This is a genomic window from Streptomyces profundus, assembly GCF_020740535.1.
GTDB lineage: Bacteria > Actinomycetota > Actinomycetes > Streptomycetales > Streptomycetaceae > Streptomyces > Streptomyces profundus.
The window spans coordinates 5,269,425-5,294,305 of sequence record NZ_CP082362.1 but is presented as its reverse complement, the minus strand read 5'-3'; the positions used below and the strand labels follow the sequence as shown (position 1 = coordinate 5,294,305).

Annotated in this window: 24 protein-coding genes and 1 pseudogene; 14 read left to right on the top strand and 11 right to left on the bottom strand. The window is 73.0% G+C overall.

Annotated features, from left to right (window positions below):
- Positions 1-15 precede the first annotated feature (15 nt).
- The 10 genes from K4G22_RS23410 (at position 16) to K4G22_RS23365 (ending at position 10,871) form a co-directional block, all read left to right on the top strand.
- Positions 16-1,656: an ABC transporter substrate-binding protein gene (locus K4G22_RS23410; RefSeq protein WP_228082314.1), complete on the top strand. Its 1,641-nt coding sequence runs from the start codon at positions 16-18 to the stop codon at positions 1,654-1,656.
- 65 nt (positions 1,657-1,721) lie between these two features.
- Complete coding sequence (locus tag K4G22_RS23405) at positions 1,722-2,666, top strand: ABC transporter permease (protein ID WP_228082313.1); 945 nt, start codon at positions 1,722-1,724, stop codon at positions 2,664-2,666.
- The gene (locus K4G22_RS23400) at positions 2,663-3,553 is read left to right on the top strand and encodes an ABC transporter permease (protein WP_228082312.1); all 891 of its coding nucleotides are present in this window, start codon (positions 2,663-2,665) and stop codon (positions 3,551-3,553) included. The genes K4G22_RS23405 and K4G22_RS23400 overlap by 4 nt, the downstream gene beginning before the upstream one ends.
- Positions 3,550-5,301 (top strand): dipeptide ABC transporter ATP-binding protein, encoded by a 1,752-nt coding sequence (locus K4G22_RS23395; protein ID WP_228082311.1) that lies wholly within the window; start codon positions 3,550-3,552, stop codon positions 5,299-5,301. Before K4G22_RS23400 ends, K4G22_RS23395 begins: the two co-directional genes overlap by 4 nt.
- A complete protein-coding gene (locus K4G22_RS23390; protein WP_228082310.1) occupies positions 5,298-5,867 on the top strand; it encodes an LLM class flavin-dependent oxidoreductase in 570 nt (189 codons plus the stop codon). The genes K4G22_RS23395 and K4G22_RS23390 overlap by 4 nt, the downstream gene beginning before the upstream one ends.
- Positions 5,864-7,108, top strand: coding sequence for an LLM class flavin-dependent oxidoreductase (locus K4G22_RS23385; RefSeq protein WP_228082309.1), 1,245 nt, complete (start codon positions 5,864-5,866; stop codon positions 7,106-7,108). The genes K4G22_RS23390 and K4G22_RS23385 overlap by 4 nt, the downstream gene beginning before the upstream one ends.
- On the top strand, positions 7,105-8,166 hold the full coding sequence (locus tag K4G22_RS23380) for a ketopantoate reductase family protein (protein WP_228082308.1): 1,062 nt from the start codon (positions 7,105-7,107) through the stop codon (positions 8,164-8,166). Before K4G22_RS23385 ends, K4G22_RS23380 begins: the two co-directional genes overlap by 4 nt.
- A complete protein-coding gene (locus tag K4G22_RS23375; RefSeq protein ID WP_228082307.1) occupies positions 8,163-8,909 on the top strand; it encodes an alpha/beta hydrolase in 747 nt (248 codons plus the stop codon). The genes K4G22_RS23380 and K4G22_RS23375 overlap by 4 nt, the downstream gene beginning before the upstream one ends.
- Positions 8,906-10,255, top strand: a complete 1,350-nt coding sequence (locus K4G22_RS23370; protein ID WP_265590248.1) for an FAD-binding oxidoreductase — start codon at positions 8,906-8,908, stop codon at positions 10,253-10,255. Before K4G22_RS23375 ends, K4G22_RS23370 begins: the two co-directional genes overlap by 4 nt.
- 100 nt (positions 10,256-10,355) lie before the next feature.
- Positions 10,356-10,871, top strand: coding sequence for a flavin reductase family protein (locus K4G22_RS23365; protein WP_228082306.1), 516 nt, complete (start codon positions 10,356-10,358; stop codon positions 10,869-10,871).
- Positions 10,872-10,925: 54 nt separating this feature from the next.
- Here K4G22_RS23365 and K4G22_RS23360 read toward each other — a convergent pair whose 3' ends face one another.
- The 10 genes and pseudogenes from K4G22_RS23360 to K4G22_RS23320 form a co-directional block, all read right to left on the bottom strand.
- Positions 10,926-11,198: an HPr family phosphocarrier protein gene (locus K4G22_RS23360; RefSeq protein ID WP_228082305.1), complete on the bottom strand. Its 273-nt coding sequence runs from the start codon at positions 11,196-11,198 to the stop codon at positions 10,926-10,928.
- Between the two features lie 59 nt (positions 11,199-11,257).
- Positions 11,258-12,988, bottom strand: a complete 1,731-nt coding sequence (gene ptsP / locus K4G22_RS23355) for a phosphoenolpyruvate--protein phosphotransferase (protein ID WP_228082304.1) — start codon at positions 12,986-12,988, stop codon at positions 11,258-11,260.
- Positions 12,985-13,629 carry a DAK2 domain-containing protein gene (locus tag K4G22_RS32020; RefSeq protein ID WP_425336806.1) on the bottom strand — a complete coding sequence of 215 codons (645 nt, stop codon included), beginning with the start codon at positions 13,627-13,629 and terminating at the stop codon, positions 12,985-12,987. Before K4G22_RS32020 ends, ptsP begins: the two co-directional genes overlap by 4 nt.
- A gap of 81 nt (positions 13,630-13,710) precedes the next feature.
- Positions 13,711-14,694: pseudogene (locus tag K4G22_RS32015) on the bottom strand (dihydroxyacetone kinase subunit DhaK); the annotation flags it as partial.
- Between the two features lie 65 nt (positions 14,695-14,759).
- The gene (rhaD, locus tag K4G22_RS23345) at positions 14,760-15,578 is read right to left on the bottom strand and encodes a rhamnulose-1-phosphate aldolase (protein ID WP_228082302.1); all 819 of its coding nucleotides are present in this window, start codon (positions 15,576-15,578) and stop codon (positions 14,760-14,762) included.
- Positions 15,575-15,829: a hypothetical protein gene (locus K4G22_RS23340; protein WP_228082301.1), complete on the bottom strand. Its 255-nt coding sequence runs from the start codon at positions 15,827-15,829 to the stop codon at positions 15,575-15,577. Before K4G22_RS23340 ends, rhaD begins: the two co-directional genes overlap by 4 nt.
- A complete protein-coding gene (locus K4G22_RS23335) occupies positions 15,810-17,177 on the bottom strand; it encodes a PTS galactitol transporter subunit IIC (protein WP_228082300.1) in 1,368 nt (455 codons plus the stop codon). The genes K4G22_RS23340 and K4G22_RS23335 overlap by 20 nt, the downstream gene beginning before the upstream one ends.
- A gap of 171 nt (positions 17,178-17,348) precedes the next feature.
- Positions 17,349-17,639 (bottom strand): PTS sugar transporter subunit IIB, encoded by a 291-nt coding sequence (locus K4G22_RS23330; protein WP_228082299.1) that lies wholly within the window; start codon positions 17,637-17,639, stop codon positions 17,349-17,351.
- A 34-nt stretch (positions 17,640-17,673) separates the two neighbouring features.
- Positions 17,674-18,165, bottom strand: coding sequence for a PTS sugar transporter subunit IIA (locus K4G22_RS23325; RefSeq protein ID WP_228082298.1), 492 nt, complete (start codon positions 18,163-18,165; stop codon positions 17,674-17,676).
- Between the two features lie 41 nt (positions 18,166-18,206).
- Positions 18,207-19,229 carry an alcohol dehydrogenase catalytic domain-containing protein gene (locus tag K4G22_RS23320; RefSeq protein ID WP_228082297.1) on the bottom strand — a complete coding sequence of 341 codons (1,023 nt, stop codon included), beginning with the start codon at positions 19,227-19,229 and terminating at the stop codon, positions 18,207-18,209.
- A gap of 181 nt (positions 19,230-19,410) precedes the next feature.
- Here K4G22_RS23320 and K4G22_RS23315 point away from each other — a divergent pair, with 181 nt between their 5' ends.
- Complete coding sequence (locus tag K4G22_RS23315; RefSeq protein WP_228082296.1) at positions 19,411-20,187, top strand: DeoR/GlpR family DNA-binding transcription regulator; 777 nt, start codon at positions 19,411-19,413, stop codon at positions 20,185-20,187.
- A gap of 112 nt (positions 20,188-20,299) precedes the next feature.
- On the opposite strand, the gene K4G22_RS23310 is transcribed toward K4G22_RS23315, so the two are convergent.
- Entirely contained in the window at positions 20,300-20,860 is a 561-nt protein-coding gene (locus K4G22_RS23310; RefSeq protein ID WP_228082295.1) for a TetR/AcrR family transcriptional regulator, read from the bottom strand.
- A 194-nt stretch (positions 20,861-21,054) separates the two neighbouring features.
- Between K4G22_RS23310 and K4G22_RS23305 the strand changes: the two genes are divergently transcribed.
- From K4G22_RS23305 to K4G22_RS23295, 3 genes are all read left to right on the top strand, one after another.
- On the top strand, positions 21,055-21,897 hold the full coding sequence (locus K4G22_RS23305) for an LLM class F420-dependent oxidoreductase (RefSeq protein WP_228082294.1): 843 nt from the start codon (positions 21,055-21,057) through the stop codon (positions 21,895-21,897).
- Positions 21,898-22,340: 443 nt separating this feature from the next.
- Positions 22,341-22,619, top strand: coding sequence for a hypothetical protein (locus K4G22_RS23300; RefSeq protein ID WP_228082293.1), 279 nt, complete (start codon positions 22,341-22,343; stop codon positions 22,617-22,619).
- A 1,073-nt stretch (positions 22,620-23,692) separates the two neighbouring features.
- Positions 23,693-24,835: a glycoside hydrolase family 62 protein gene (locus K4G22_RS23295; protein ID WP_228082292.1), complete on the top strand. Its 1,143-nt coding sequence runs from the start codon at positions 23,693-23,695 to the stop codon at positions 24,833-24,835.
- Positions 24,836-24,881: the final 46 nt, after the last annotated feature.

Genomic DNA, 24,881 nt, shown 5'->3' with positions numbered 1-24,881 from the left:
CCCAAGGAACCCACCATGCGCACCTTCCCCAGACCCCAGGCCCCGCGCCGTCGACTCCGCCTCGCCACCGCCGGCCTCGCCCTGCCGCTGGCCCTGCTGGTCACCGCCTGCGGTGGCGCCGAGTCCACCGGCGGCAGCGGCGACGGCGGCGGCGAGCCGCAGCCGGGCGGCACCCTCGCCGTCGGCCTCAACACGAGCGTGGCCTGCGTCGATCCGCACCAGAACTCCTCCAACGTGACCATCTTCGTGGCCCGGCAGATTGCCGACTCACTGACCGACCAGGACCCGGAGACCGGCGAGGTCACGCCCTGGCTCGCCGAGTCCTGGGACGTCGCCCCCGACGCCACCTCCTACACCTTCCATCTCCAGGAGGGCGTCACCTTCAGCGACGGCACCCCGCTGGACGCCGAGGCGGTCGCCGCCAACTTCGACACGATCACCGAACTCGGCCCGGCCGTCGCCCCGTTGGCCTCCACCTATCTGGACGGCTACGCCGGCTCCGAGGTGGTCGACGAGCACACCGTCACGGTGAACTTCGACCACGCCAACGTGCAGTTCCTCCAGGGCACCGCGACCATCACGCTCGGCATCCTGGCGCCGGCCACGCTCGCCCTGACGCCCGAGGAGCGCTGCGCCGGGAACCTGGTCGCGGCCGGCCCCTTCGTCATCGACTCCTACCAGCCCGAGCAGCGCGTCACGCTGAACCGGCGCGACGGCTACGACTGGGCTTCGCCCGTGCTGGAGCACGAGGGCGAGGCGTATGTGGAGAGCGTCGACTTCGAGGTGGTGCCCGAGTCGGGGGTGCGCGCCGGGCAGTTGCGCAACGGCGAGCTGCACGTCGACACCATCCCGCTCACCGAGGACGTGCCCAGCTTCGAGGGCAACGGATTCGGCGTCGTCGGCCGGCCCTACCCGGGCGTCGGCGTCAATCTGATCCCCAACCTGGAACGTCCGCTGACCTCCGAACTCGCCGTGCGCCGCGCGGTGTCGCTGGGCGCCGACCGCGAGGAGATCGTCGCCGGCGTGTTCACCGAGTACGACCAGGTGGCGCGGAACGTCATCACCTCGGCCACCCCGTTCTTCGAGCCGCTGGACGGCCTGGAGTACGACCCCGAGCAGGCCGAGTCCCTGCTGGACGAGGCCGGTTGGGTGCCGGGCGCCGACGGGATCAGGGAACGGGACGGGCAGCGGCTCGAACTGCTGGGCCTCTACCACGCCGGCCGGCAGGCCGGTCCGATGATGGAGCTGCTCCAGTCCCAGCTGCGGGAGATCGGCATCGACCTCCAGATCCGGCTTGAGGCGCCGGCCGATCTGGCGGCGGCCCAGGCCAGCGGCGAATGGGACCTGTGGTACTCGCCGTTCCACCGGGCCGAGGCGGACGCCGCCCGCGCCGTCTTCGGCTTCTCCGGGCGCAACCAGAACCGCGCCCCCGAGGCCCGCCCGGTGGACGAGCTGTTGCAGGCCCAGTCAGGCGAGGCCGACCCCGAGCGGCGCCAGGAGCTGGTCACCGAGGCCACCCAGGAGCTGGTGGACGAGGGGTACGCCATCCCGCTCTACGAGCTGGCCGGCGTGATGACCCACGCCGACAGCGTCAGGGGCTTCCACTTCGAGGCCAGCTCCCGGCTCAGCCTCTACGACGTCTGGCTCGACGAGTAGCCGGCCGCCCTTCCCCGACCAGACGCGACCAGTCAACGCCCGCTCCCGAACCTGAAAGGCATCCGATGGGGAAGTACCTCGCCGCGCGCGCCCTCCAGGCGGTGCTCGTCCTGCTGGGGACCTTCACCCTCGCGTTCGTGCTGCTGTCCGTGCTGCCCAGTGACGCGCTGTCCATCAAGCTCGCCGGTTCGGGAGACTCGGCGCTGGGCCCGGAGGAGGTCGCCGCGCTGCGCGCGGAAGCCGGCTACGACGATCCGCTCGTCGTCCAGTACCTGCGCCAGCTCGGCGGCCTGCTCACCGGGGATCTGGGGACCTCGCTGCACACCGGCGCGCCGGTGCGTTCCATGATCGGCAGCGCGCTGCCGCACACCGCTCAACTCGCGGCGCTGGCCCTGCTGTTCGGGGTGAGTGCCGGGCTGCTGGTCGGCAGTCTCGCGGCGCACGCGCGGGGCCGGTGGGCCAGGGAGCTGCTGATGTCGCTGCCGCCGCTCGGCATCTCCTTCCCCACGTTCGCGGTCGGCCTGGTGCTGATCCAGGTCGTCGCCTTCCAGTGGCGGGCGCTGCCATCCGGCGGCACCGACGGCTTCCAGAACCTGGTGCTGCCGGCGATCACGCTGGCGCTGCCGGTCACCGCCACGGTGGCGCAGATCTTCAACCGGAGCCTGCGCGAGGTGCTGGAGCAGGGCTATGTGGACACCGCCACCGCCAAGGGCGCCGGCCGGCTCCGGCTGCATCTGCGGCACGCCACCCGCAACGCGGCGGGCCCGACGCTGACCGCCACCGCCGTGGTGGTGGGCAACCTGCTCGGCGGCGCGGTGGTGACGGAGACGGTGTTCTCCCGGGAGGGCGTCGGCCGGCTGACGGCCGACGCGGTCACCCGTCAGGACCTGCCGGTGGTGCAGGGCGTGGTGCTGCTGTCCGCCCTGGTCTTCGTCGTCGTCAACCTCCTTGTCGACCTCACCTATCCGCTGCTCGACCGTCGTGTCACCCTCACGGAGGCCACCCGATGACCACGTCAGAGACCGTCGCCGCCGAGGTGAAGGGGCCGCCGGGCCCCGCCCCGGGCGGGAGCGCGCGGCGCCGGCGGCGCGACCACCGCCGCCCGGGGCCCGGGGTGCTGCTGGCCTTCGCCGTGCTGGTCCTCGCGGTGCTCGCTGCCTTCGCGCCTGGGCTGCTGACCTCGCAGTCGCCGACCAGCGGCGAGGTGCTGAACAAGCTCCAACCACCCAGCGCCCAGCACTGGTTCGGCACCGACCAGCTCGGCCGCGACGTGTTCGCGCGGGTGGTGCACGGGGCCGGGCTGTCGCTGCGCGCCCCGTTGATCGCGGTGAGCATCGCCTTCGGCGTCGGCTCGGCGCTCGGCCTGATCTCCGGGTTCCTCGGCGGGGTCGTGGACGCGGTGATCATGCGGCTCACCGACATCCTGCTGGCGGTCCCCTCGCTGCTGCTGTCGCTCGCCGTGGTGGCCGCGCTCGGCTTCGGCATCACCAATGTCGCCGTCGCCGTCGGGATCGCCTCCGTCGCCTCGTTCGCCAGGATCACCCGCGCCGAGGCGCTCCGGGTGCGGACCTCACCCCATGTGGAGGCGGCCACGGTGCTCGGGGTGCGGCGGCTGCCGGTGCTCTGGCGGCATGTGCTGCCGCACTCCATCGGGCCCGCGCTGGTGCTCTCCACGCTGGAGTTCGGCACCGCGATCCTCTCGGTCTCCGCGCTGAGCTTCCTCGGCTACGGGGAACCACCGCCCACCCCCGAATGGGGAAAGATCGTCAGCGAGGGCCGGGACTACCTCGCCACGGCCTGGTGGGTGGCGCTGCTGCCCAGCCTGGTGATCGCGGCCACCGTGCTCTCCACCAACCGGGTCTCCCGCTGGCTGGACACCAGGGGGGCGCTGCGATGACCGCCCCCGCCACCGACGCGGCCTCCCGCTCGGCCGCCGAACGACCCGCCGAGACACCAGCCCTGTTGGCCATCGAGGACCTCACCGTCGCCTACCGCGTCCGGGGCGGCGAACGAACCGCCGTGCGGGGCCTCAGCCTCGCGGTGCGCGCCGGCGAGACCGTAGCCGTCGTCGGCGAGTCGGGCTCGGGCAAGAGCACCACGGCGCACGCCGTCAACGGCATGCTGCCGGGGAACGCGCGGGTGCTCGGCGGCCGGATCGGATACGAGGGGCGGGACGTCCTCGGCCTGTCGCGTGGAGCGCTGCGCCGGCTGCGCGGCGCGGAGATCGCCCTGGTGCCGCAGGACCCGGGCTCCTCCCTCAACCCCACCACCCGGGTCGGCGAGCAGATCGCCGAGACCCTCCGCATCCACCGGCTCGCCGGCCGGCGGGAGGCCGCCGAACGGGCCGTCCGACTGCTGGCCGAGGTGGGCATCGACCGGCCGGAGGCGCGCGCCCGGCAGTTCCCGCACGAGCTGTCGGGCGGGATGCGGCAGCGGGTGCTGATCGCGATCGCCCTCGCGGCCGAGCCCCGGCTGCTGATCGCCGACGAGCCGACCAGCGCGCTGGACGCCACGGTCAGCCGCCGGGTGCTCGACCATCTGGCCGCGCTCCGCGCCGACCACGGGATCGCGCTGCTGCTGATCACCCATGACCTCGCGATGGCGGCCGAACGCGCGGACCGCATCGTGGTGTTGCGGGACGGCCGGCTGGTGGAGCAGGGCCCGGCGCTCGAACTGGTCACCGACCCCGGGCACCCCTACACCCGGGACCTGCTGGCCAACACCCCGAGCCTGCGCGGGCGTCGTCTCGTCACCGCCCGCGCACGTGCCGAAGAGCCGTCCGCCGCGCCGCTGCTGCGGGTGCGCGGCCTGGTGAAGACCTTCGGCAGGGACGCCGACGGCACCCGGCTGCGGGCGGTCGACCAGGTCGGCTTCGACGTGCCGCGCGGACGCACCCTCGGGGTGCTCGGCGAGTCGGGATCCGGCAAGTCCACCACCGCCCGCATCCTGCTCGGCCTCGAACGCCCCGACGAGGGGAGCGTGTCGCTGGACGGAACGGAGATCACCACCCTCACCCCCGCGGGGCTCCGCGCCGCCAGACGGCGGCTCCAAATCGTCCAGCAGAACCCCTACACCTCGCTCGACCCGAGGTTCACGGTGCGGCGCACCGTCGCCGAACCGCTGCGCGCCCACCGGATCGGCGACGCCGGCGAACGGGAGGAGCGGGTGGCCGAGATGCTCGCCGCCGTCGCGCTGCCAGCCGAGCTGGCCGACCGCCGGCCGCGCGAGCTCTCCGGCGGCCAGAGGCAGCGCGTCGCCATCGCCCGCGCCCTGGTGCTGCGGCCCGAGATCGTGGTGTGCGACGAGCCGGTGTCCGCGCTGGACGTGACGGTACAGGCGCAGATCCTCGACCTGTTGACGCGGCTGCAACGCGAGTTGGGCGTCGCCTATGTGTTCATCTCGCACGATCTCGCCGTGGTGCGGCAGATATCCGACGAGGTGCTGGTGATGCGGCACGGCTCCGTCCTCGAACACGGCCCGACCGAGGACGTGTTCGCGGCGCCCCGACACCCCTACACCCGCGAGCTGCTCGCCTCCGTGGCGGCGCCCTTCCACCAGCCCGACGAACGGCCCGACGAACAGCCCGACGAACCGTCCGACCAACGGGGCCTTCCGGAGCCCGACCAGCAGGAGGCAGCCCAGTGACCCGCGCCGAGACCGTCCAGCTGACCGAACTGCTCGCGGACGACGCCCCGCCCGCCTGGCCGGCGATCCGGGACGCCGTGCGCGCGGCCGAACGGCGGGGCGTGCGCACGCTGTCGCTGCCCGCGCCCGCGCCCGACGAGCCTCCCGCGCCGGTGGAGGCCACCACCCTGGCCGCCGCCGTGCTGCGCGCCACAACGGAGCTGCGCGTCGTGGTGCCGCTCGACCCGGCGCGGGTCGCGCCCTACAACGCCGCCCGGATCCTCGCCACCCTCGCCCATCTCGCCCCGGGACGCGTCCTGTTGGCCGATGCCGGCACGGGCCCCGAGTGGGCCGACTACCGGGCGGCCATCGATCACCTGTGGCACAGCTTCCCGCCCGAGGCGATCATCGCCGACCGGGCCACCGGCCGCTATCTCGACCCGGCGGCGCTCCCCGGGGGCGGCTACGCGGGCAGCCACCATCGCGTCGGCGGCCCGCTCAACCTGCCCACCCCGCCGGGCCCGCCCCTGGGCCGCTGGCCCGCCGCCGACCACGCCGCCGACCACGACAAGAAGGTGCCCCGATGAGCCGCCGGCTGCGACTGAGCCTGAACGTGAGCGGCGTCGGCCGACACACCGCCGCCTGGACGCACCCGGCGAGCGTGCCGGGCGCCGAGCTCGACGTCGACCACTTCGTCCAGGTCGCCCAACTCGCCGAACACGGCCTGTTCGACGCGGTGTTCCTCGCCGACTCCCCGGCGCTCGGCACCGACGAGCGGGGCATCCCGCACCGCTTCGAACCGCTCGGCCTGCTCACCGCCATCGCCGTCGAGACCGAGCGGATCGGTCTGATCGGCACCGTCTCCACCACCTACAACGACCCGCTGACGGTGGCCGATCGGGCGTTCTCCCTGCACACCCTGAGCGGCGGGCGGGCCGCGATCAACGCGGTCGCCTCGGCCGGCGACCGGATCGCCGCCAACTTCGGCCTGGACCACCAGCCGGACCACGGCCAGCGCTACGCCAACGCCGAGGCGTTCCTCACCGCCGTCCGCGACCGCTGGGCGAAGCTGTCCAGCGGCGGCGCCGACCGGCCGCTGGTGGTGCAGGCGGGCGGCTCGTCCCGGGGCCGCGAGCTGGCGGCCCGGCACGCCGACGTGGTCTACGCCGGCGGCTACGGCATCCAGGACGCGCTGGCCCTGGACGCCGACCTCCGCACCCGCGCCGCCGCCCACGGCCGGCCGCCCGGCACGCCCGTAATGCTGCCGGGCGTGATCCCCTATCTCGCCGACACCACCGCGGAGGCACACCGGCTGGCCGACCGGCTGGACGCCGTGCAGCGCGGCCGGATCGACCCGATCGCCTGGCTGGGCCCGGTGGTCGGCGCCGATCTCACCGGGCACGACCCCGAGGGGCCGCTGCCCGTCGACGCCCTGCCCACCGACCCCGACCGGCTCAGCGGCGCCAGCCTCGCCGGCCTGGCCCGCACCCTGGGCGAACGGGAGGGCCTCAGCATCCGGGGCATCGCCGAGCGCCTCCACGCCGGCGGCTTCGGCAACATCCAGACCCATCTGCACGGCACCGCCGAGGAGATCGCCGACACCCTGATCGGCTGGCACCGCGCGGGCGTGGCCGGCGTCAACCTGCTGCTTCCCCTCCAGCCCTCGGGCGTGGAGCGGTTCGTCGAACGGGTGGTGCCGCTGCTCCAACGGGCCGGCGTCCACCGCACCGCCTACCGGACCGAGACGCTCGCCGGCCATCTGGGCCCGGACGCGACACCGACCACGGCCACCGGGCCGAACCCACCGAGAAACGCGAGGACTTCATGACCCGCCGCTATGTCGTGATCGGCGCCGGGGCGGTGGGCGGCGCGCTGGCCGCCGATCTGCTGCTCGCCGGAATCCCGGCGGTGCTCTCCGCCAGGGGCGCCGCGTTGGACGCCGTCCGCGCCCGGGGCCTGGTGCGCGTCACCCCGGCCGGCCGGCGCACCGTGCCCGTGCCCGTGGTCGGCGGGCCGACCGAGATCGAGCTGACCCCGGACGACGTGCTGGTGCTCGCGACCAAGGCCCAGGACGCGCGGGCCACCCTCGCCGACTGGGCCTGGCGGCCGACGAGCGACGGGGGCCTCGCCGCCGACCTGCCGGTGATCACCCTCCAGAACGGCCTGGACGCCGAACGGGTCGCCGCCCGCCTCTTCGCCTCCGTCGTCGGCGCCACCGTCCTGGTGCCGGCCCGGCAGCTGGGCCCGGGCGAGGTGCTCACCGCCGCCGCGCCCAAGGCCGGCCAACTGCTGGTCGGCGGTCTGCCGCTGCCGGCGCGCCCCGGCCCGCCGGGGCCTGCGGCCGTCGCGTTCGTCGAGGACGCCCGCGCGGCCGGCTGGCTCGCCCAGGGCGTGCCGGACGTGTCCCGCTGGAAGGCGTGGAAGCTGGTGCACAACGTCACCAACGCGGTCGAGCTGTTCACCGGCGCGCCCGAGGAGTTGGCCGCCGTGGGCCGCCGCGCCAGCGCCGAGGCGCGCACCGTCCTCGACGCCGCCGGCCACGCCGTGGCCGACCCGGACGTCGAACGCTCCTACGACCCGGCGCTCGCCACCATCGTGCCCGGCTCGGGACATGTCCAGGGACAGCAGTCCACCTGGCAGAGCTTCGCGCGCGGCGCGTCCAGCGAAGTCGACTTCCTCAACGGCGAGATCAGCCTGCTGGGCCGGCTGCACGGGGTGGCGACCCCCGTCAACACGGCCCTGCAACGGCTGCTCGGCGTCGCGGCCTCGGCCGGCGAGAAGCCGGGCCGCCGGCACATCGCCGAGGTCCTCGTCGAAGTCGCCGCCCTTGAGAACCACACCACCACCCGACACCCCACCCAGCCGACGGGAGCCGCACGCTCATGACCGCCACGCCCCTTTCCACCTCTTCCACCGTCCACAGCTGGCACGAGCCGGCGGGCATCGCCCCGCGCGGCACCCTGCTGCTGCTCGCCGGCCGGGGCGAAACCGCCCAGGTCTACCGCCGGTTCGGCACCCGGCTGGCCGCCGACGCCTACCGCGTGGTCGCCGTCCCCACGGACCCCGCGGGAGCCGACGCCGCCGAGGCGCTGGCCGCGCTGATCGCCGAGCCGGACACGCCCCGGCCGCTGGTGCTGGTGGGCGTGGACAGCGGAGGGCCGCACGCGCTGCGGCTGGCCAGGGAACACGCCGAGGCCGTGGACGCCGTGATCCTCGCCGGCCTGCCCACCCGCGACACGCGGCCCGAAGAGCCGGAGGCCGAGATCGCCGCCCGCACTGCCTGCCCCAACCACCGCCTGGTGCTCGGCCGCGAGGGCGCCGCCGGCTCCCCCGCCGGCCAGCCGCCCGTCGTCGACGCCTCCCCCCTGGGCCTGCCGCTGCTGGCCGTGCACGGCCGAGCCGACCAGATCAGCCCGCCGGCCGAAGCGGCCCCGCTCTACCGGGCGTTGGGCGCCGCGTCCCTCGTCGAGGTCGACGGCGGGCTGCACGACATCCTCAACGACGTGTCGCACCGCTCGGTGGCCGCCACCGTGGTCCTCTTCCTTGAGCGGCTCCGGAACGGCGCCCATCTCCCGCCCGTGGTCAGCGAGTTGCCCGACCCCGGCGCCCAGCCGGCGACCTCCCGGTGACCGGGACGCTCGAAGCGCTGGCGCGGGAGCTGCCCCCGGGCGCGGTCTCGACGGCGCCCGACGAGCTGCGCCGCCTGTCGCGGGACCGCTCGGGGCAGCGTCCCGACGCCCCGCCGCTGGCCGTGGTGCGGGCCGCCTCGGCCGACGAGGTGGCGGCCACCCTCGCCTGGGCGAGCGCGCGGCTGATCCCCGTGGTGCCCAGGGGTGCCGGCACGGGGCTGGCCGGCGGCGCGACCGCGGGCGCCGGCAGCGTGGTCCTCGACCTCGCCGGCATGAACCGGATCCTGGCCATCCGCGCCGACGACGGGCTGGCCGAGGTCGAGCCCGGGGTGATCACCGCCGACCTCGACCGGGCCGCCCGCGCGGTGGGCCTGCGCTACGCCCCCGATCCGGCGAGCGCCGAACTCTCCACCGTGGGCGGCAACATCGCCACCAACGCGGGCGGCCTGCACTGCGTCAAGTACGGGGTCACCGGGGACGCCGTGCTCGGTCTCGACGTGGTGCTGGCGGACGGCACCCGGCTGCGGACGGGCCGGCGCACCGTCAAGGGCGTGGCCGGCTACGACCTCACCTCGCTCCTCACCGGCTCGGAGGGCACCCTCGCCGTGGTGGTCGGCGCGACGCTCCGGCTGCTGCCGACGCCGACCCGCACCGGGACGGCCGCCGCGTACTTCGCCACCCCCGAGGCCGCGGCGGCGGCCTGCGCCGCCGTGCTCGACGCGGGAGTGCGCCCCAGCGTGCTGGAGTTCCTCGACGGCCGCACCCTGGAGGCGATCCACCGGCTGCGCGGCGGGCCGCGCCCGGACGGTCAGGCGTTCGTCCTGGCGCAGACCGACGGCTTCGCCGCCGACGCGGAGATCGCCGCCGTGCACGCGGTGCTGCGACGCACCGCCACCCGGGCCGAGTTCACCGAGGAGCCCGAGGCCGCCGAGGCGCTGCTGGCCACCCGCCGGCTGGCGCTGCCCGCCGTCGAGCGGCTCGGCCGGGTGCTGATCGAGGACATCGCGGTGCCGCGCTCCCGGCTCGCCGCAGCCGTTCGGTCCATCTCCGCGCTCGCGGAACGCACCGGCGTGCCGATCTTCACCTTCGCGCACGCCGGGGACGGCAACGTCCATCCCCTGGTGCTCGCCGAGGGCCAGGACGAGGAGGCGGTGCGGGAGACCGTCGACGAGATCTTCCGCCTCGCCCTGCGGCTCGGCGGCACCATCACCGGCGAGCACGGGGTGGGAACACTCAAAAGGGCCTGGCTCGAAGCGGAGTCGGGCGTCGAAGCGCTGCGCGTCCAGCGCCGGATCAAGGAGGCCCTCGACCCGCTGGGCATCCTCAACCCGGCCAAGGCCATCTGACCCCGCCGTCCCGCGATCGAGAGGAAGTGCCCTTGTCCCCCTCATCCTCAGCCCCGAGCCTCGTCGCGCCACCCGTGACCCCGAATCCCGGAGGTCCCCGATGACCTCGGGCGAACGCGTCGGCGAGGACCGACTGACCGTGGAGCAGTACAAGTCCGTGTTCCGTCAACACCCGGCGGGCGTCGCCGTGATAGCCACGACGCACCAGGGCCGGCCCGTCGGCTTCACCGCCACCTCCGTCATCTCCGTCTCCGCCGACCCCCCACTCCTCGCCTTCTCCCTGGCCGCCACCTCATCCAGCGCACCCGCCATCACCACCGCCGACACCCTCACCATCAGCCTCCTCACCGGCACCCAGGACCACATCGCCGCCCGCTTCGCCACCACCGGCATCGACCGCTTCGCCACCAACGACTGGACCACCCTCCCCACCGGCGAACCCATCATCGACAACGCCCACGCCTGGATACGCGCCCGCATCCTCGAACGCACCCCCGTCGGCGGCAGCTACCTCATCTCCCTCCTCGCCCTCACCGCCAACACCCAACCCGAAACCACCCCCCTCGTCTTCCACGACCGCACCTACCACCGCCTCGGCCCCCACACCGCCATCTGACCCCACGCGGCGAAGGGCCGGGGCCCCCGGCCCCGGCCCCGCACCCGCCTGGGTTCACGCAGGCGTGTCGGCGTCCGTCTCCAGGATGGCGGCGAGGGCCGCCAGGGCCTCGTCGGCGCCCTCCCCCTCGGCGCTCAGCGTGACGGCGTCGCCCTGGCTCGCACCGAGGGCGAGCACGGCCAGGATGCTGGCGGCGTCGACCGCCGGGCCGTCGGCGCGGGCGATCGTCACCCTGACCGGCTGGCCGCGGGCCGCCTCCACGAACAGCGTGGCGGGCCGGGCGTGCAGACCGGCGGCGCTGGCCACAACGGCGGTTCTGGTGGGCATGATCGGTTCTCTCCTCCGGGTGTGCGGATGTCCGGGTGGTCAGACAGGGGTCGCGCGGCTCAGAGCCCGAGGTCGGCCAGGGCCGGCAGGGCTTCGCGCGCGGTCGCGCGGGCGGTGTGGGCGTCGGGCGCGCCGACACACGCCCGGGCCAGGCGGGTCGCCTCCTGACGGGTGACCGACGCGAGGACGGCGGCCACCGTCGGCAGGGCACGGGCGGTCATGGACAGGCTGGTGACGCCGAGGCCGACGAGGACGACGGCCAGCGCCGGGTCGGCCGCGGCCTCGCCGCAGACCCCCACGCCCTTCTCCGCGCCGGTCGCTTCCCCGCGCACGGCGGCACCCGCCTCGGCCACCTGCCGGACCAGCCGCAGGACGGCCGGCTGCCACGGGTCGTGGAACGCGCTGAGCGCGCCGTGCTCCCGGTCGGCCGCCATCGTGTACTGGGTCAGATCGTTGGTGCCGACGCTGACGAAGTCGACGGTGCGCAGCAACGCCTCGGCGTCCAGCGCGGCTGCCGGCACCTCGATCATCACGCCGCACTCCGCGATCCCCGCCTCCGTGCAGAGCTCCCGGAACCGGGCCGCCTCCGCGACCGTGGTGACCATCGGGGCCATCACCCTCAGCGCGGTGTCCGTTCCGGCGGCGGCCTCCGCGAGCGCCCGCAGTTGGCGTCGCAGCACCCCCGGATCCCGTTCGGCCGTGCGGAAGCCCCGCACGCCGAGTGCCGGGTTGGCCTCGCGGCCCGTCGTGACGAACGGCAGCGGCTTGTCGGAGCCGGCGTCCAGCGTGCGCACCACCGTGGTGCCGCCGGGGAACTGCGCCAACACCTCCCGGTAGGCGCGGAGTTGATCGGCATGCGTCGGCTCGTCCGTGTTGCCGAGGAAGCAGAACTCGGTGCGGAACAGGCCCACGCCGCGCGCGCCGAGCCGCGCCGCCGCGACCGCGTCCGCCGGCCCGCCCACATTGGCCAGGAGGGAGACGGGGCTGCCGCACGCGAGCGCCGCCGCGCCCTCGAACCGTGCGAGGCGGCGGCTGACCGAGGCCCATGCCGCGACGCGCTCGCGGTGGGCGGCCTCCGGGCGGGCGACGACCGCGCCATGGACTCCGTCCACGTACACCTCGGTGCCGTCGACGAGTTCGCCGGCCACCGGAGCGGCCACGACCGCCGGGATGCCGAGGGCGCGGGCGAGGATCGCGGTGTGCGACTGCGGTCCGCCGCCCGCCGTGACGACGGCCAGCACGGTGGCCGGGTCCAGGGTGGCGGTGTCGGCGGGCGCCAGGTCTTCGGCGACCAGCACATAGGGGTGGCCGGGCGCCGGCAGCCCGGGGGCGGGCACCCCGCGCAGCTCGGCGACGACGCGGTTCCCCACATCGCGGACGTCCCCCGCGCGTTCCGCCAGATAGCCGCCGAGGCCGGCGAGCTGCTCCGCGATCCGCGCGGCGGCCACCCAGGTGGCGCGTTCGGCGGTGACCCCTGACTCCGCGAGTGCCGTGGCGACATCGCCCTCCAGGGTGGAGTCGGCCGCCATCATGGCCAGGGCGCCCAGCACCTCGCCCGCCGTCCCCTCCCCAGCGGCCTCGGCGCGGCGGGTGAGTTCGGCGGCGACCGCGTCCCTCGCGGTGGTGAAGCGGTCGTGCTCGGCGGACGCGGTGGTGGTGGCGGGGCGCGGCGCCGCGTCCGGTTCGGCGATCGGCGGTGCCATCCTGGCGACCGGCCCGATGGCGTGGCCCGGGCTGACGCCGACGCCCCCGTCCCCGATGCCCTCGCCCGCGTGCGGTATGTCGCTCATGAGCGCGTCAACTCCGCCAGTTCGGCCTGGAGGGCGGGCCTGGTCACGCCGTCGTGGCGCTCCAACAGCGCCAGCAGCACGGCGGCCAGCGCCACGGCTCCCGGGTCGGGGAAGCCGAGGACGCGCTCGCCGAGATAGCTGGCGCGGCCTCGGCGCGCGACGAGGTCGCGGGTGGCCGCGGCCCCGGCCAGGGCGGCCCGCACCGCCGCCTCGTCGAAGCGCGCGCGGGGCGCGCCGCCGTCGAAGGCGGCGGGGTGCAGGGCGTCCAGCAGGGTGCGGTCGCCCGGCTCGGCGCCGCCGACCCGGGACACCGCGTCCAGGCCGGCGCGCAGCCCCTCGGCCAGGCGCTCGGACTCCGCGCCCTCGCCCGGGGCCGTCAGCGCGGTGGCGATCCGCTGGAAGAGCAGGCCGAACAGCGGGCCGCTCGAACCGCCGACATCGTCCAGGAACGCCCCGGCGACGGCCGCCAGGTCGTCGGCCAGCGCGGGCTCGGGCGTCCGTGCCCTCAGCGCCGCGGTCGCCGTGCCGCCGGCGAGGTTCGTCCCCAGGTCGCCGTCACCGGTCCGCTGGTCCAGCGCGTTGAACGCGGCCCTCCGCTCCTGAAAGAGCCGGGCCAACTCGTCCAACCAGGCGGAGCGCACCGGGGGCACGGACGCCTGGCCCCGCGGCCCGCTCGCCGTCCGCCCGGTCGGGAGCGGCTCGGGCAGCGGGGCCGGCGTCGGCAGCCCCGGGGTGCGGTGCGGGGCGAGCCAGTGGGCGAGCCACTCCTCTTCGAGCGCGGTCACGGTGAGCGAGAAGCCGCGCATGTCCAGGGCGGAGGCCCAGGTGCCGCTGTGCGCGCCCCGCAGGCGCGCCCCCCGGTCGGCCAGTTGGTCGCCGGCCGTGGCCAGCACATGGAGCAGCTCCAGGTTGCTGGCCCCGCCAAGACCGTTGACCAGCAGCAGGTAGCCGGCCGGCGCGGTGGGCAGCGCCGTCAGGAGCCGGTCGACCATGCGGCCGACCAGCGTGTCCAGGTCCGGCTGTTCGAAGGTGTCCGACCCCGCCTCGCCGTGGATGCCGACGCCGTACTCCAGCCGGCCGGGTGCCAGGTCGAACGCCGGGCCGCCGTCGGGCCCGGGAGAGGTGTGGGCACCGTTGGCCACGGCGATGCTGCGGGACCGTGCGACCACCCGCCGGCCGAGGTCCGCCAGTTCGTCCAGGCCGAGCCCGGTGTCGGCGGCGGCTCCCAGGATCTTCTCCACCACGACGGTGGCGCCCGTGCCCCGGCGGCCGACGTCGCTGCCGTCGCTGCCGAGGTCGTCGTCGATCAGCACCTCGGCCACGCGGTGGCCGTCGGCACGCAGCCGCTCGGCGGCGATGGCGAAGTTGATCCGGTCGCCCGTGTAGTTCTTCACCAGGTGCAGCACGCCGCCCGGCAGCGCCACCCGGGCGCCGGCCGCGTGGATCTGCCGGTTGTGCGGGGAGGTGAAGACCTCGCCGGGGCAGGCGGCGTCCAGACCGCCCTGGCCGACGAACGAGGCGTGCATGGGCTCGTGGCCCGCACCGCCACCGCTCACCAGGGCGACGGTGCGCCGCGGCGAGGGCGTGCGGACGAAGGCGTACATCGGATCGTGGTGGACGCCGATGGAGGCGCCGGAGTCGAGCGCGACGCCCTCCAGCGCCCGCGCTGAGGGCGAGACTCCCTCGCTGAGAAAACTGCGGGCCATGGTGATCCCTCCCGAGTGAGGACGAAGACGAAGTGGGCGGTGGGCCTGGGGCGGGCGAGCACCGCTCAGGGCAGGAACCGGGCCGGCGGGTCGATGCCGAACGCCGCGGCGAGCTCCCGCAGTTGGTGGTCGGCGATCGGACGCCGCTCCCCTCCCCTGGTGAGCAGGTAGGTCTTCGCGGCCTTCTCGACGCTCTCGACGACGCCCATCGCGGCCTGGACCGACCGGCCCGCCACCAGCACGCCGTGGCTGGCCCACACGACGATGCTGGAGTCACGCAGCTTGGCCGCCGACTCGACGCCGATGTGGTCCGTGCCGCACACCATCCAGGGCAGCAGCCCGATCCCCCGGGGGATGGCGAGGATGCTCTCGGAGTTCGACGCCCACAGGGTGCGGGTCATCGACGCCTCGTCCAACTCGTGCACCTGGGTGAGCGCGACGGTGTTGGTGGGGTGGCAGTGCATGATGACGCGGTTGTCCGGCTCCACCTTCCCGCGTTCCTGATGGCCCCGCAGATGGGCGGGGAGCTCGCTGGTCGGCCGCTTCCCGTCCTCGAACCCCCAGACGACGGTGTAGGCCGAGCCGTCGGCCGAGACCGTGAGGACGCCGGTGTGCCTGGTCGGGTCCTTCACCAGCAGCCGGAACGGGCTGCCGGCCGCGGTCACCAGGAACGAGGCGCCCGCGAGGTCGGGGAACGGGCTCTCGAACCTCGCGCCGCGCGTCCCGTCCGAGGGCGGGAAACAGGCCAGTTCGGCGTCCGTGAGCCGGTAGCTCAGATTCCCCGCGTGGTTCTCCGCCCACCCCAGTCGGTACAGGTCGGCGCATACGTCCACGATGGGGCCGAGCACCGACGGGACGGACGCGGTGGTGTGGTCGGCGTTCACGATACGGGTCGCTTCCTTCGGTAGTCGGCTGCCTGCTCAGCGGTCACGCGGCGCGGTTCGGGGGTGACGCCGACGATGTCGAGGCGGCGGTACAGGGGCAGGGCGAGCACGAGCGAGCCGAGCCCCAGCAGGACGTTCCAGGTCAGGATGGACAGCACCAGGAGCACGGCGCTGAGCACCACTCCGGCGTAGAAGGCGGCGCGGGTCCACCGCCCGGGCCCGCCGGTCTGGTCAGGCGGCAACGGGGTCACCCTCCAACTCCTTTCGGATCGCGCGGTCGTCAGCGCTGATGCCGCGGAAGTAGTAGATGGTGAGCAGCACGGTGACCGCGCCCAGGGCGATTCCGACCGGGGTCACCTGCACGGCCTCGACGACGATGTAGCGCAGCTCGGATATGTCCATGCCGAACCAGCCGAGCATCTGCCCTTCGGGGGTCTCCACCCCGCCGCTGCTCTCGGCGAGCGAGGTGAAGTACGGGGCGAAGTACGTCGCGACATACAGCTGCATGGGCAGTCCGATGACGGTGCCGATCGCCATCTTGACGAAGTCGCCCATGGTGAAGAAGAACAGCGGCACCACCAGGCAGATGTTCATCAGGCCGCCGAACGGCAGGACGAGGTTGCCCGGCAGGATCAGCGCGTAGGCCAGGAGCACGGGGATGGTGAGGATCATCACCAGCCAGTGCTCGGAACGGCCCGCCATGACCGGCCAGTCAAGACCGATGGTGAACTCCCGGCCGCCGAACCGCTTCTTGGTGAAGTTGGTGGCGGCCTCGCTCACCGGCGTGAGCGCGGTGGTGAACAACTTGGCGACCAGCGGGAAGAGGGTCAGCGCCGCGGCTGCCTGGATGCCCAGCGTCAGGGTCTCGCTCAGGCCGTATCCGCCGACGGCACCGATGAGGCAGCCGATGATGAAGCCCATCACGTGGTTCTCGCCGAAGACGCCGATCTTGTTGCGGAGCGCCTGCGCCTCGATATGCCAGGTGGACGGCAGCAGGCGGTCCATGATCTTGACGATCGGGTAGAGCCAGATGCCGGTCAGGAACATCGGGTGCGGCATCGAGACCCCGGGGATACCGGTCAGCTTCTGGAGCCGGTAGCGGGTGACGTCGGCGTTCTTCAACTCGGCGACGGACTGCGCGCCGGCCACCACGAAGCCGAGCCACACCTGGCCGGAGACGTGTTGCACCAGGAACGCGGTCAGCACCTTGTTGCCGACGTTCCACATGTCGACGTTGAGGCAGGACGTCCAGCGGAACGCCAGCATCACCAGGTTGATGACGATCTGGATCGGGAACATCAGGAAGGCGAAATGCCAACCCCAGGCCAGGCCGAGGGCCGGTGGCCAGCCCATGTCCAGGGCGCTCAGGGTCACCCCGGTGTTCTCGATGAACGCCTGGGAGGCCGCGCCGACGTTGGCGATCATGTAGTCGACGACGAGCGATATGCCGGCGAGGGCGACGCCCAGGGTGAGGCCCGCGGATACCGCCCGGGTGGGCTTCATGCGGAAGATCAGGCCGATGGCGGTGAGGATGAAGGCCAGGAACACCGGGGCGCCCAGGTCTATCAGCCCTTGGAAGAAACTTTCGAGCAGGTTCATGACGCGACGGTCCTTGTCGAATCAGGGTGGTGCGGAAAATGGCGGCGCCCGTCGGGGACGAGGGCGGGGGACCGCACGCCGAGCCGGGGAACGGTGTGCCGGGGAGAGAGGTGGGGGACTCCCCTGAAACGGGGCGAGGCGGGCGCCTCCGCGACGGCGGAGGCGCGGTGTTCAGCCGGCCCGGAGCGCCGCGAGGATCTTCTCGAACTCGGTGTCCGCGCCCATGCCGGTCAGGAACGGGATACCGCTGAAGGTCGGGATGTCGTACTCCTGCTCGCCCTGCTGGGCGATCGAGACGTACACGTCGGCCGACTTGATGTAGGTGGGGATCGAGTTGATGTTGATGGCCTCGACGTTGACCTCGCCGCGCAGACCGTTGTCGGCGAGCAGGCTCTCCAGCCGGACGGCGACCGTCTGGGAGGTGGCGATCCCGCCACCACAGGCCACGATGATGGTCTTCATGTGATTCCCTCTGTTCGGTGCACTTCGTTGTGTGTCAGGGAGTTGGCGGGTCGTCCCGGCCTAGGTCGCCGATGCGTTCCTGGACGACGGCGTACAGCGCGGCGCCGTCCTCGGCGTCCCGCAGCCGGACCATGGTCGGCTCGTCCGAGAACATCCCGATGAGCGATTGCAACGTGCCGAGCTGCGACTTCCCGTCCGCGATCGCGAGCACGAAGACGAGCTCCACGGCGACCGTGGCGTCGTTGTTGCCCATCTCGTGGAACGCGACGGGGCGGGCCAGCCGGGCGACGCTGATGAACGACCGGTGTACGTGCTCGGGGTCGGTGTGCGGGATGGCCACCTTCAGCACGTTGGTGGGCAGCCCGGTGGGGTACTTCTCCTCGCGGGCCAACAGGGCGTCCCGGAAGCTGGGCGCCACATACCCGCGCTCGGCGAGGTCGTCGGCCATCCGGCTCAGCAACTCCGTGCTGCTGGCCGCCTCGACGCCGACCAGCACGCAGTCCTCGTCGATCAGGGGGGTGGTCATGGCTGGTTCACCGGCTTCCTCGCTGGCGTGGGTGGATGCGGTCACGGGTAACGGATCACGTTCTTGATCACGTCGCCCCTGGCGTGCTCGCGCAGCGCGGCTTCGAGATCGTCCAGCTCGTAGGAGTTCTGGACGAAGTCCTCGTGGCGGATGGCGCCCGTGCGCAGCAGCTCGAAGGCCGCGCGCACATGGATCGGGGTGGTGTGGAAGACGCCCTTGGCCGTGATCTGGTCGTAGTGGAACCGGGTGCAGTCCAACTCGACCGAGGTGCCGCTCTTCGTCCCACCGAAGAACAGCACGGTGCCGCCGGGGCAGACCATGTCGAAGGCCAACTCCCACACCTGGGGCAGCCCTGTGGCCTCGATCGCGATGTCGACGCCGCGCCCGTCCTCGGTCAGCGCCTTGATGGCGTCGACCTGGCTCTCGCCCTGCCGCACGACCACGGTGTGCCGCGCGCCGAGCCTCTCGGCGAGCGCCAGCCGCTTCTCGTTGACGTCGGCCGCGATGACGATGGCGCCCCGCAGGTGCGCGAGGCGCACGAACATCAGCCCGATCGGACCGCAGCCGTTGACGACGACGGTGTCCCCCAGCTCGATGGGCACCTGCGAGGTGCCGTACACCGCGCAGGCCAGCGGCTCGGTGAGCGCGGCCTGCTCGAAGTCCATCCCCTCGGGGATGGCGAAGGCGGTCTCCCGCACGATGCGGGCCGGTATGAGCTGGTACTCGGCGTAGGCGCCCAGGTTGGAGGGCAGGTCCACGCACATCGAGTGGTTGCCCTTCTTGCAGTAGTAACAGGCGTGGCAGGGCGCCGTGTTGTGCGCCACCACCCGGTCCCCGACGGCGAAGCGGGTCACGCCCTCCCCCACGGCGTGCACGACGCCGGCCGCCTCGTGGCCGATCAGGTGGGGCGGCTCGTACCGGTAACCGCGCATGAACATCTTCACGTCGGTGCCGCAGGTCAGGGTGACCCGGTTGCGCACGACGATCTCACCGGGGCCAGGAACCGGAACCTCCGTCTCCTGGATTCGAACGTCCTCGATGCCGTGGTAGACAGCCTGCTTCACTGCACTGAACCCTTCGCTCTGGTCCCAAGCGACCACTTCGCCCATAGGTGACGTACGCGGACCTACGCGACGTCTAGGAGCAAGTCGAAGATGAACGTAACATGAGCACCCCCGAAAAAAACAGAATCAAAACAAGAGGGAGCGAAACGGGCTTCCGTTTCGATGGATGTGAGGGCAGTTGATGTACGCAGCTGAGCGTCAGCGCGAGATCATGAGCGTGATCAGGCTCCGCGACCGGGCGTCCGTGCAGGATCTGGCGCAGATCCTGAACGTGACCCCCGAAACGGTCCGCCGCGACCTGAGCGCGCTGGAACGCCGCGGCCTCCTACGCCGCACCCATGGCGGCGCGGTCCATGTCCAGCGGGTCTCGTTCTCCACCCCGGTGACGGACCGGGCCGGTCTCTTCGACGCCGAGAAGGACGCGATCGCCGCCGGCGCGCTGGAGAGGGTCGCCGACAACTCGACCATCGGCATCGACGCGGGCACCACCACGATCAAGCTCGCCGAGCTGATCCCCAGGTCCAGCCGCCTGACCGTGGTGACGTACTCGCTGATCGTGGCCTCCACACTCGCCGCCCACCCCCATGTGGGCATCCACTTCCTGGGCGGCAGGATCCAGGAGAACTCCCGTGCGGCGGTGGGCACCTGGGCCCTGGAGCACGTCGGCCGGATCACGATGGACCAGGTCTTCCTGAGCGTCGACGGCATCAACCTCCGCCACGGCCTGACCACCCACAACCTGCCCGAGGCGGACGTCAAGGCGGCCCTGATGAAGGCCGCCAGGCAGACGGTCGTCATGGCGGACCGCTCCAAGTTCGGCCGCGAGGAGTTCGGCCGGGTGGCACCGCTGGAGGAGGTGGACCTCGTCATCACCGACGCCGGCGTCGCCCCCGAGCAGATCAAGGAGGTCGAGGAGCGGGGGCCCGAGGTGATAGCGGTACCCACCCAACGCCCATAACCACCCCTGTGAGACGGGCCGCGCCACGGGAGCGGCACCACATCTGACGCTCGCCGACGGCGTCAGCGCGGGCGAGCCGGCCGCCGGCCAGCCGCTCCCCCCGGCGGGTGCCTCACGTCCCCGCCGGGGGGAGCGGCGTGCGGGCGGCCTCGGGGGACAGGCTGTCGACCAGGAGCGCGAGATAGCGCGACCAGCCGCCGGGGGCGTGCCGCGCGCTGGCCACCAACATGGTGACCAGGCAGGGGAAGTCGTCCGGCGTGACGTCGGCCCGCACCACACCGGCCAGCCGCGCCCGGGACAGGACCTCGGCCAGGGGCCGCCGGTAGCGGGTCGCGATCCCCCCGGTCAGGGCACCGCCGTCGATCAGCGTGAGCATCCCCGGATGCTCGACGAAGGCGGTGGCGCTCTCCGTCAACACCGTCACCATCGCGCGATGCGGGTCGGGGTCGGCGGCGGCCCGCAGCAGCACCGGCTCCACCCGCTCGGCGAAGTAGTCGTCCAGCACCGCGGCCAGCAGATCGTCCCTGGTCGGGAAGTGCCGGAACAGGGTGCGCGCGGTGACCTGCGCGCGCGACGCGATCTGCTCCAGGGGGACTTCGCCGCCCCCCTCCGCCACCGCGGCGCGGGCCGCCGCCACGATGCCGGCCCGGTTGCGCCGGGCGTCCGCACGCATGGGCACGCTCCTGCTCTCCGTCACCGCGTCACGCTGGGGCACGTCGTTTGGATCTTGCCGGGCTCGCGACTCCCCCAGACTCCGTCCGGGAGTACGAGCCGCGATCCGCCGCCGTCCACGAAGATCCAGACGACGCACCCTAGCACCCCGACCCTTAAGTGTCATAGCGCTGACATTTATGGCAGGCTCGGCGCATGGACCACGGCATCGTCACCTTTCTGACCGACTACGGCATCGCCCCCGTCCCGTTGGGGCAAGCGGTGGAGGAGCGCGGGTTCGACTCGCTCTTCCTGGCCGAGCACACGCACATCCCGACCAGCCGCCTGACCCCCTGGCCGGTGGGCGCGCCCGAGCCGCAGCCGCTTCCGCGTCACTACGCGCACACCCTCGACCCCCTGGCCGCCCTCGCGGCGATCGCCGCCACCACCCGGCGCATCGGTCTCGGAACCGCCGTGACGCTGGTCAACCAGCACCACCCGATCACCCTGGCCAAACAGGTCGCGAGCGTGGACCGGATCTCCGGTGGGCGGTTCGAACTGGGCGTCGGCCCGGGCTGGAACGCCGAGGAGATGGCCAACCACGGCGTCGACCCCGCGCGACCGCTGGCGCGGATGCTGGAACACGTCGCCGCCATCAGGACGATCTGGGCCGAGGAGGAGCCGGAGTTCCACGGCGAGTTCGTCGACTTCGACCCCATATGGTGCTGGCCGAAACCCGACCGCCCGCTGCCGATCCTGATCGCGGGGGTCGGACCGACCGTGCTGGACCGCGTGCTCAGCCACGGGGACGGCTGGCTGCCGCTCCCCCTGTTCACCGCCGAACAGCTCGGCGACCGCGTCGCGGAACTGCTCGACCGCGCCGCCGAATCCGGCCGCACCATGAACGTCACCCTCTACGGCGGCGCTCCCGAAGCCCTCGACTCCTACCGGCGGGCCGGCGTGGACCGGGTCCTGTTCGAACTCCCCGACCACGAGAACCCCGACGACACCCTGCGCGAACTCGACCGCCTCGCCGCCTTCGTCGACACCGGGAACTGATCCCCGCCGACGACGCGTCATCCACGCGGGAGAACGTTGCGGGAGCGATGGTCCGACGAGTCCGGTTCGGCGGACGCGGCCCCCGCCGAGGGGAGTTCGAGGTGGAAGCGGGTATCGCGACACGCCACATCCGAAGGGGCCGCCGTCACGGCGCCGGCCGCCCACGAAGCGGCCCGGCGGGGGCGGAGTCGCCGCCGCGCGGAACGCCATCCGCCGTGGTGGTCGCCGTCCTCCTGTGCGCGGCTCTCACGTCGTGCTCCTCCGATTCGTCTGATTCATCCGACTCGTCGGGCTCGTCGGGCTCGTCGGGCTCGTCGGATTCCTCCGCCGAGTCCCCGCGCGAGGCCGACACCGGGTCACCCACGTCCGACCCGCCGCCCCCCACCGAGACGCCGGCCCCGACCGGGCCGTGCGCCGACGGAACCTGCGAGATCGAGGTGGCCGTGGGCGATGTCGTGACCGTGCCGGACACCTACGGCCTCGGGCCGATCGAGGTCACCGGCATCAGCGGCGGCGAGGTCGAGATGGTCGCACCGCTGACGGGGTCCGGCTACAGCGTCGCCGGCTGCTCGGGGGGCGGCGGCGTCTCGTCGGCGGGCGGCGGAGGCGTCGGGCTGAGCTGCGGCGAGGGCGTCGTCGCCACCATCAACGACGCCATGAGCCTGGAGGTCGTCGACATCCTCGACACCACCGCCGTCCTCCACATCGAACCCGCCGCCTGACCGAGCCTTCCGCCCCGGCGTCTTCCCGCGCCCTCGCCGGCCCGGGAGGACGCGCCGTGGATATGCCGACGGCACCTGCTTCTCCGTGTGTTGGGCGATCCGCTGCCGATCCCGCCGGTCGGCGGCGAGCAGAAGGATCGCGGGCGCGTATGTCGCGGCCCGCCGGAACCGAATGCGCCCACGGGAATCCGCCGCAGGGCCACGCCGATGAACACCCCCTGATGAACACCCGCCGATGCACACCCGCGAAACGCACCGAACTCGTCGCCCTGAACGCGGGCCCGCGACCCGGTTTCCCGAACTCGGCGTGCCGAACTCGGTTTCCCCTGGCCGGCCGCCGGTGGAGAACGGGGCGTTCGCCGCCCGGGGACGCGGCGGATCGCTTTCCGCGACGGCCGCCAAACCACGCCGCACCGCAAGAACTCCGGACGCTGTTCGGGCTTACCGAACGGTCCACCGATGGGTGCGTGTTCGTGTGTTCTCGGTGTTTTTCGGGTCCCTGTGTCGAAGATTGTGGATAGCCAACGACGCCTCACGTGACCCCGGCCGGAATTTCCTTCCGCCCCCGCGGTATTCGTTTTCCCTTAGGTCAGCGGGGGTGCGGTCGGGCGGTCGAAGCCAATTCGGCTAATTGCCCGTCAGAACAATCGGGCCAGGCGCATTGACGCGTCCGGACACCCCTCCTATTCTCTGTTCGCAGTGATGAACAGCGTTCGAGATCTCGAACGCGCGGGCAGGGGACGACGCTTCCGCCGTCAACCGCTCGGTCTCGGCGGCGCGTTCGGCGGCTCGGCACGCCGCCGGGACCGTCCACCCCCGCTGCCTGGCCAGGCGCCGGAGAGGACCTCGATGTTCGACCAACACGACACCACCCGGCGTAGGCCGCGCGCGCCACCCCCGGGTGACATCACGTCAACCAGCTGCGAACAGCGCGTCGTTCACGAGGACGCGCTGCGGCCGGAGCCCTCCCCCCTCCTCCGGTCGCCGGCCCCGGTATCGCCGGGCCGCCCCGTTCTCGGGTGGCGCCCTGTCGCCGCCGAGGACGCCCCCCACACACCAGCCAGGGAGTTCTCATGTCCGCTTCACGACGCCGGAGCCGCCGCCGTCCGCTGCGCGCGGCGCTGGCCGCCTTCGCCGGCCTGGCGATGGCGCTGACCGTGGCACCCACGATGTCAGCCGCCTCGACCGCCACCGAGGAACGCGCCACCGGCGCACCCGCCGCCGAGGCCCTCGCGACCGAGGAACCGTCGGCCGCCGCGTTGCCCGACAACTTCCAGTGGACCTCGCCCGGCCCGGTGGTCTCGGTCAAACCCGACGCCGGCCACGACGTGGTCTCCGTCAAGGACCCCACCGTCGTGCACCACAACGGCGCGTGGCAGGTCTACTTCACCGTCGCCAACACCGCCGGCGCCTGGAGCCTGGCCCACACCAGCTTCACCGACTGGTCCCAGGCCAACAGCGCGCCCCACACCTTCCTGGACACCAACCCCAACATCGGCAACCGCTACGCCGCCGCCCCCCACCTCTTCTACTTCGAGCCCCGCGACGAGTGGCACCTCGTCTACCAGACCGGACTGCCCTCGTACTCCGTCTCCAACGACCCCAGCGACCCCCACAGCTGGTCGGCGCCGCGCAACTACCAGGACGAGATGCCCGACATCGTCCGCGAGAACATCGGCAACGGCCACTGGCTGGACTACTGGGTGATCTGCGACGACACCATGTGCTACCTCTTCTCCGCCGACGACAACGGGCACCTCTACCGCGCGGAGACCACCGTCGCCGCGTTCCCCGAGGGCTTCGACAACACCCGGATCGTCCTTGAGGACACGCCCAACAACCTCTTCGAGGGCGAGGCGGTCTACTACGTCGAGGACACCGACACCTACCTCCTGATCATGGAGGCGATCGGCAACGACGGCCGGCGCTGGTACCGCTCCTTCACCGCCGACACCCTCGACAGCCCGTGGCAGCCCCTGGCCGACACCCCCGACAACCCCTTCGCCCGGGCCAACAACGTCTCCTTCCCGAACGGCGCCTGGACCCAGGACGTCAGCCACGGCGAACTCCTGCGCAACGGCGTCGACCAGCGCATGACCATCGACTCCTGCGAGCTCCAACTGCTCTACCAGGGAATCGACCCGGCGGCCGGCGGCGACTACTCCCAGCTGCCCTGGCACCTCGGCCTGGCCACCCAGACCAACTCCACCTGCTGAAAGGCGTGTTGCCGGTGCGGTCGCCCCGCCGACCCCGGACGACCGC

Coding starts and splice junctions, on each gene's coding strand:
- K4G22_RS23410 (WP_228082314.1), top strand. CDS start 16: ATGCGCACCTTCCCCAGACCCCAGGCCCCGCGCCGTCGACTCCGCCTC.
- K4G22_RS23405 (WP_228082313.1), top strand. CDS start 1,722: ATGGGGAAGTACCTCGCCGCGCGCGCCCTCCAGGCGGTGCTCGTCCTG.
- K4G22_RS23400 (WP_228082312.1), top strand. CDS start 2,663: ATGACCACGTCAGAGACCGTCGCCGCCGAGGTGAAGGGGCCGCCGGGC.
- K4G22_RS23395 (WP_228082311.1), top strand. CDS start 3,550: ATGACCGCCCCCGCCACCGACGCGGCCTCCCGCTCGGCCGCCGAACGA.
- K4G22_RS23385 (WP_228082309.1), top strand. CDS start 5,864: ATGAGCCGCCGGCTGCGACTGAGCCTGAACGTGAGCGGCGTCGGCCGA.
- K4G22_RS23380 (WP_228082308.1), top strand. CDS start 7,105: ATGACCCGCCGCTATGTCGTGATCGGCGCCGGGGCGGTGGGCGGCGCG.
- K4G22_RS23375 (WP_228082307.1), top strand. CDS start 8,163: ATGACCGCCACGCCCCTTTCCACCTCTTCCACCGTCCACAGCTGGCAC.
- K4G22_RS23365 (WP_228082306.1), top strand. CDS start 10,356: ATGACCTCGGGCGAACGCGTCGGCGAGGACCGACTGACCGTGGAGCAG.
- K4G22_RS23360 (WP_228082305.1), bottom strand. CDS start 11,198: ATGCCCACCAGAACCGCCGTTGTGGCCAGCGCCGCCGGTCTGCACGCC.
- ptsP (WP_228082304.1), bottom strand. CDS start 12,988: ATGAGCGACATACCGCACGCGGGCGAGGGCATCGGGGACGGGGGCGTC.
- K4G22_RS23335 (WP_228082300.1), bottom strand. CDS start 17,177: ATGAACCTGCTCGAAAGTTTCTTCCAAGGGCTGATAGACCTGGGCGCC.
- K4G22_RS23330 (WP_228082299.1), bottom strand. CDS start 17,639: ATGAAGACCATCATCGTGGCCTGTGGTGGCGGGATCGCCACCTCCCAG.
- K4G22_RS23325 (WP_228082298.1), bottom strand. CDS start 18,165: ATGACCACCCCCCTGATCGACGAGGACTGCGTGCTGGTCGGCGTCGAG.
- K4G22_RS23315 (WP_228082296.1), top strand. CDS start 19,411: ATGTACGCAGCTGAGCGTCAGCGCGAGATCATGAGCGTGATCAGGCTC.
- K4G22_RS23310 (WP_228082295.1), bottom strand. CDS start 20,860: ATGCGTGCGGACGCCCGGCGCAACCGGGCCGGCATCGTGGCGGCGGCC.
- K4G22_RS23305 (WP_228082294.1), top strand. CDS start 21,055: ATGGACCACGGCATCGTCACCTTTCTGACCGACTACGGCATCGCCCCC.
- K4G22_RS23295 (WP_228082292.1), top strand. CDS start 23,693: ATGTCCGCTTCACGACGCCGGAGCCGCCGCCGTCCGCTGCGCGCGGCG.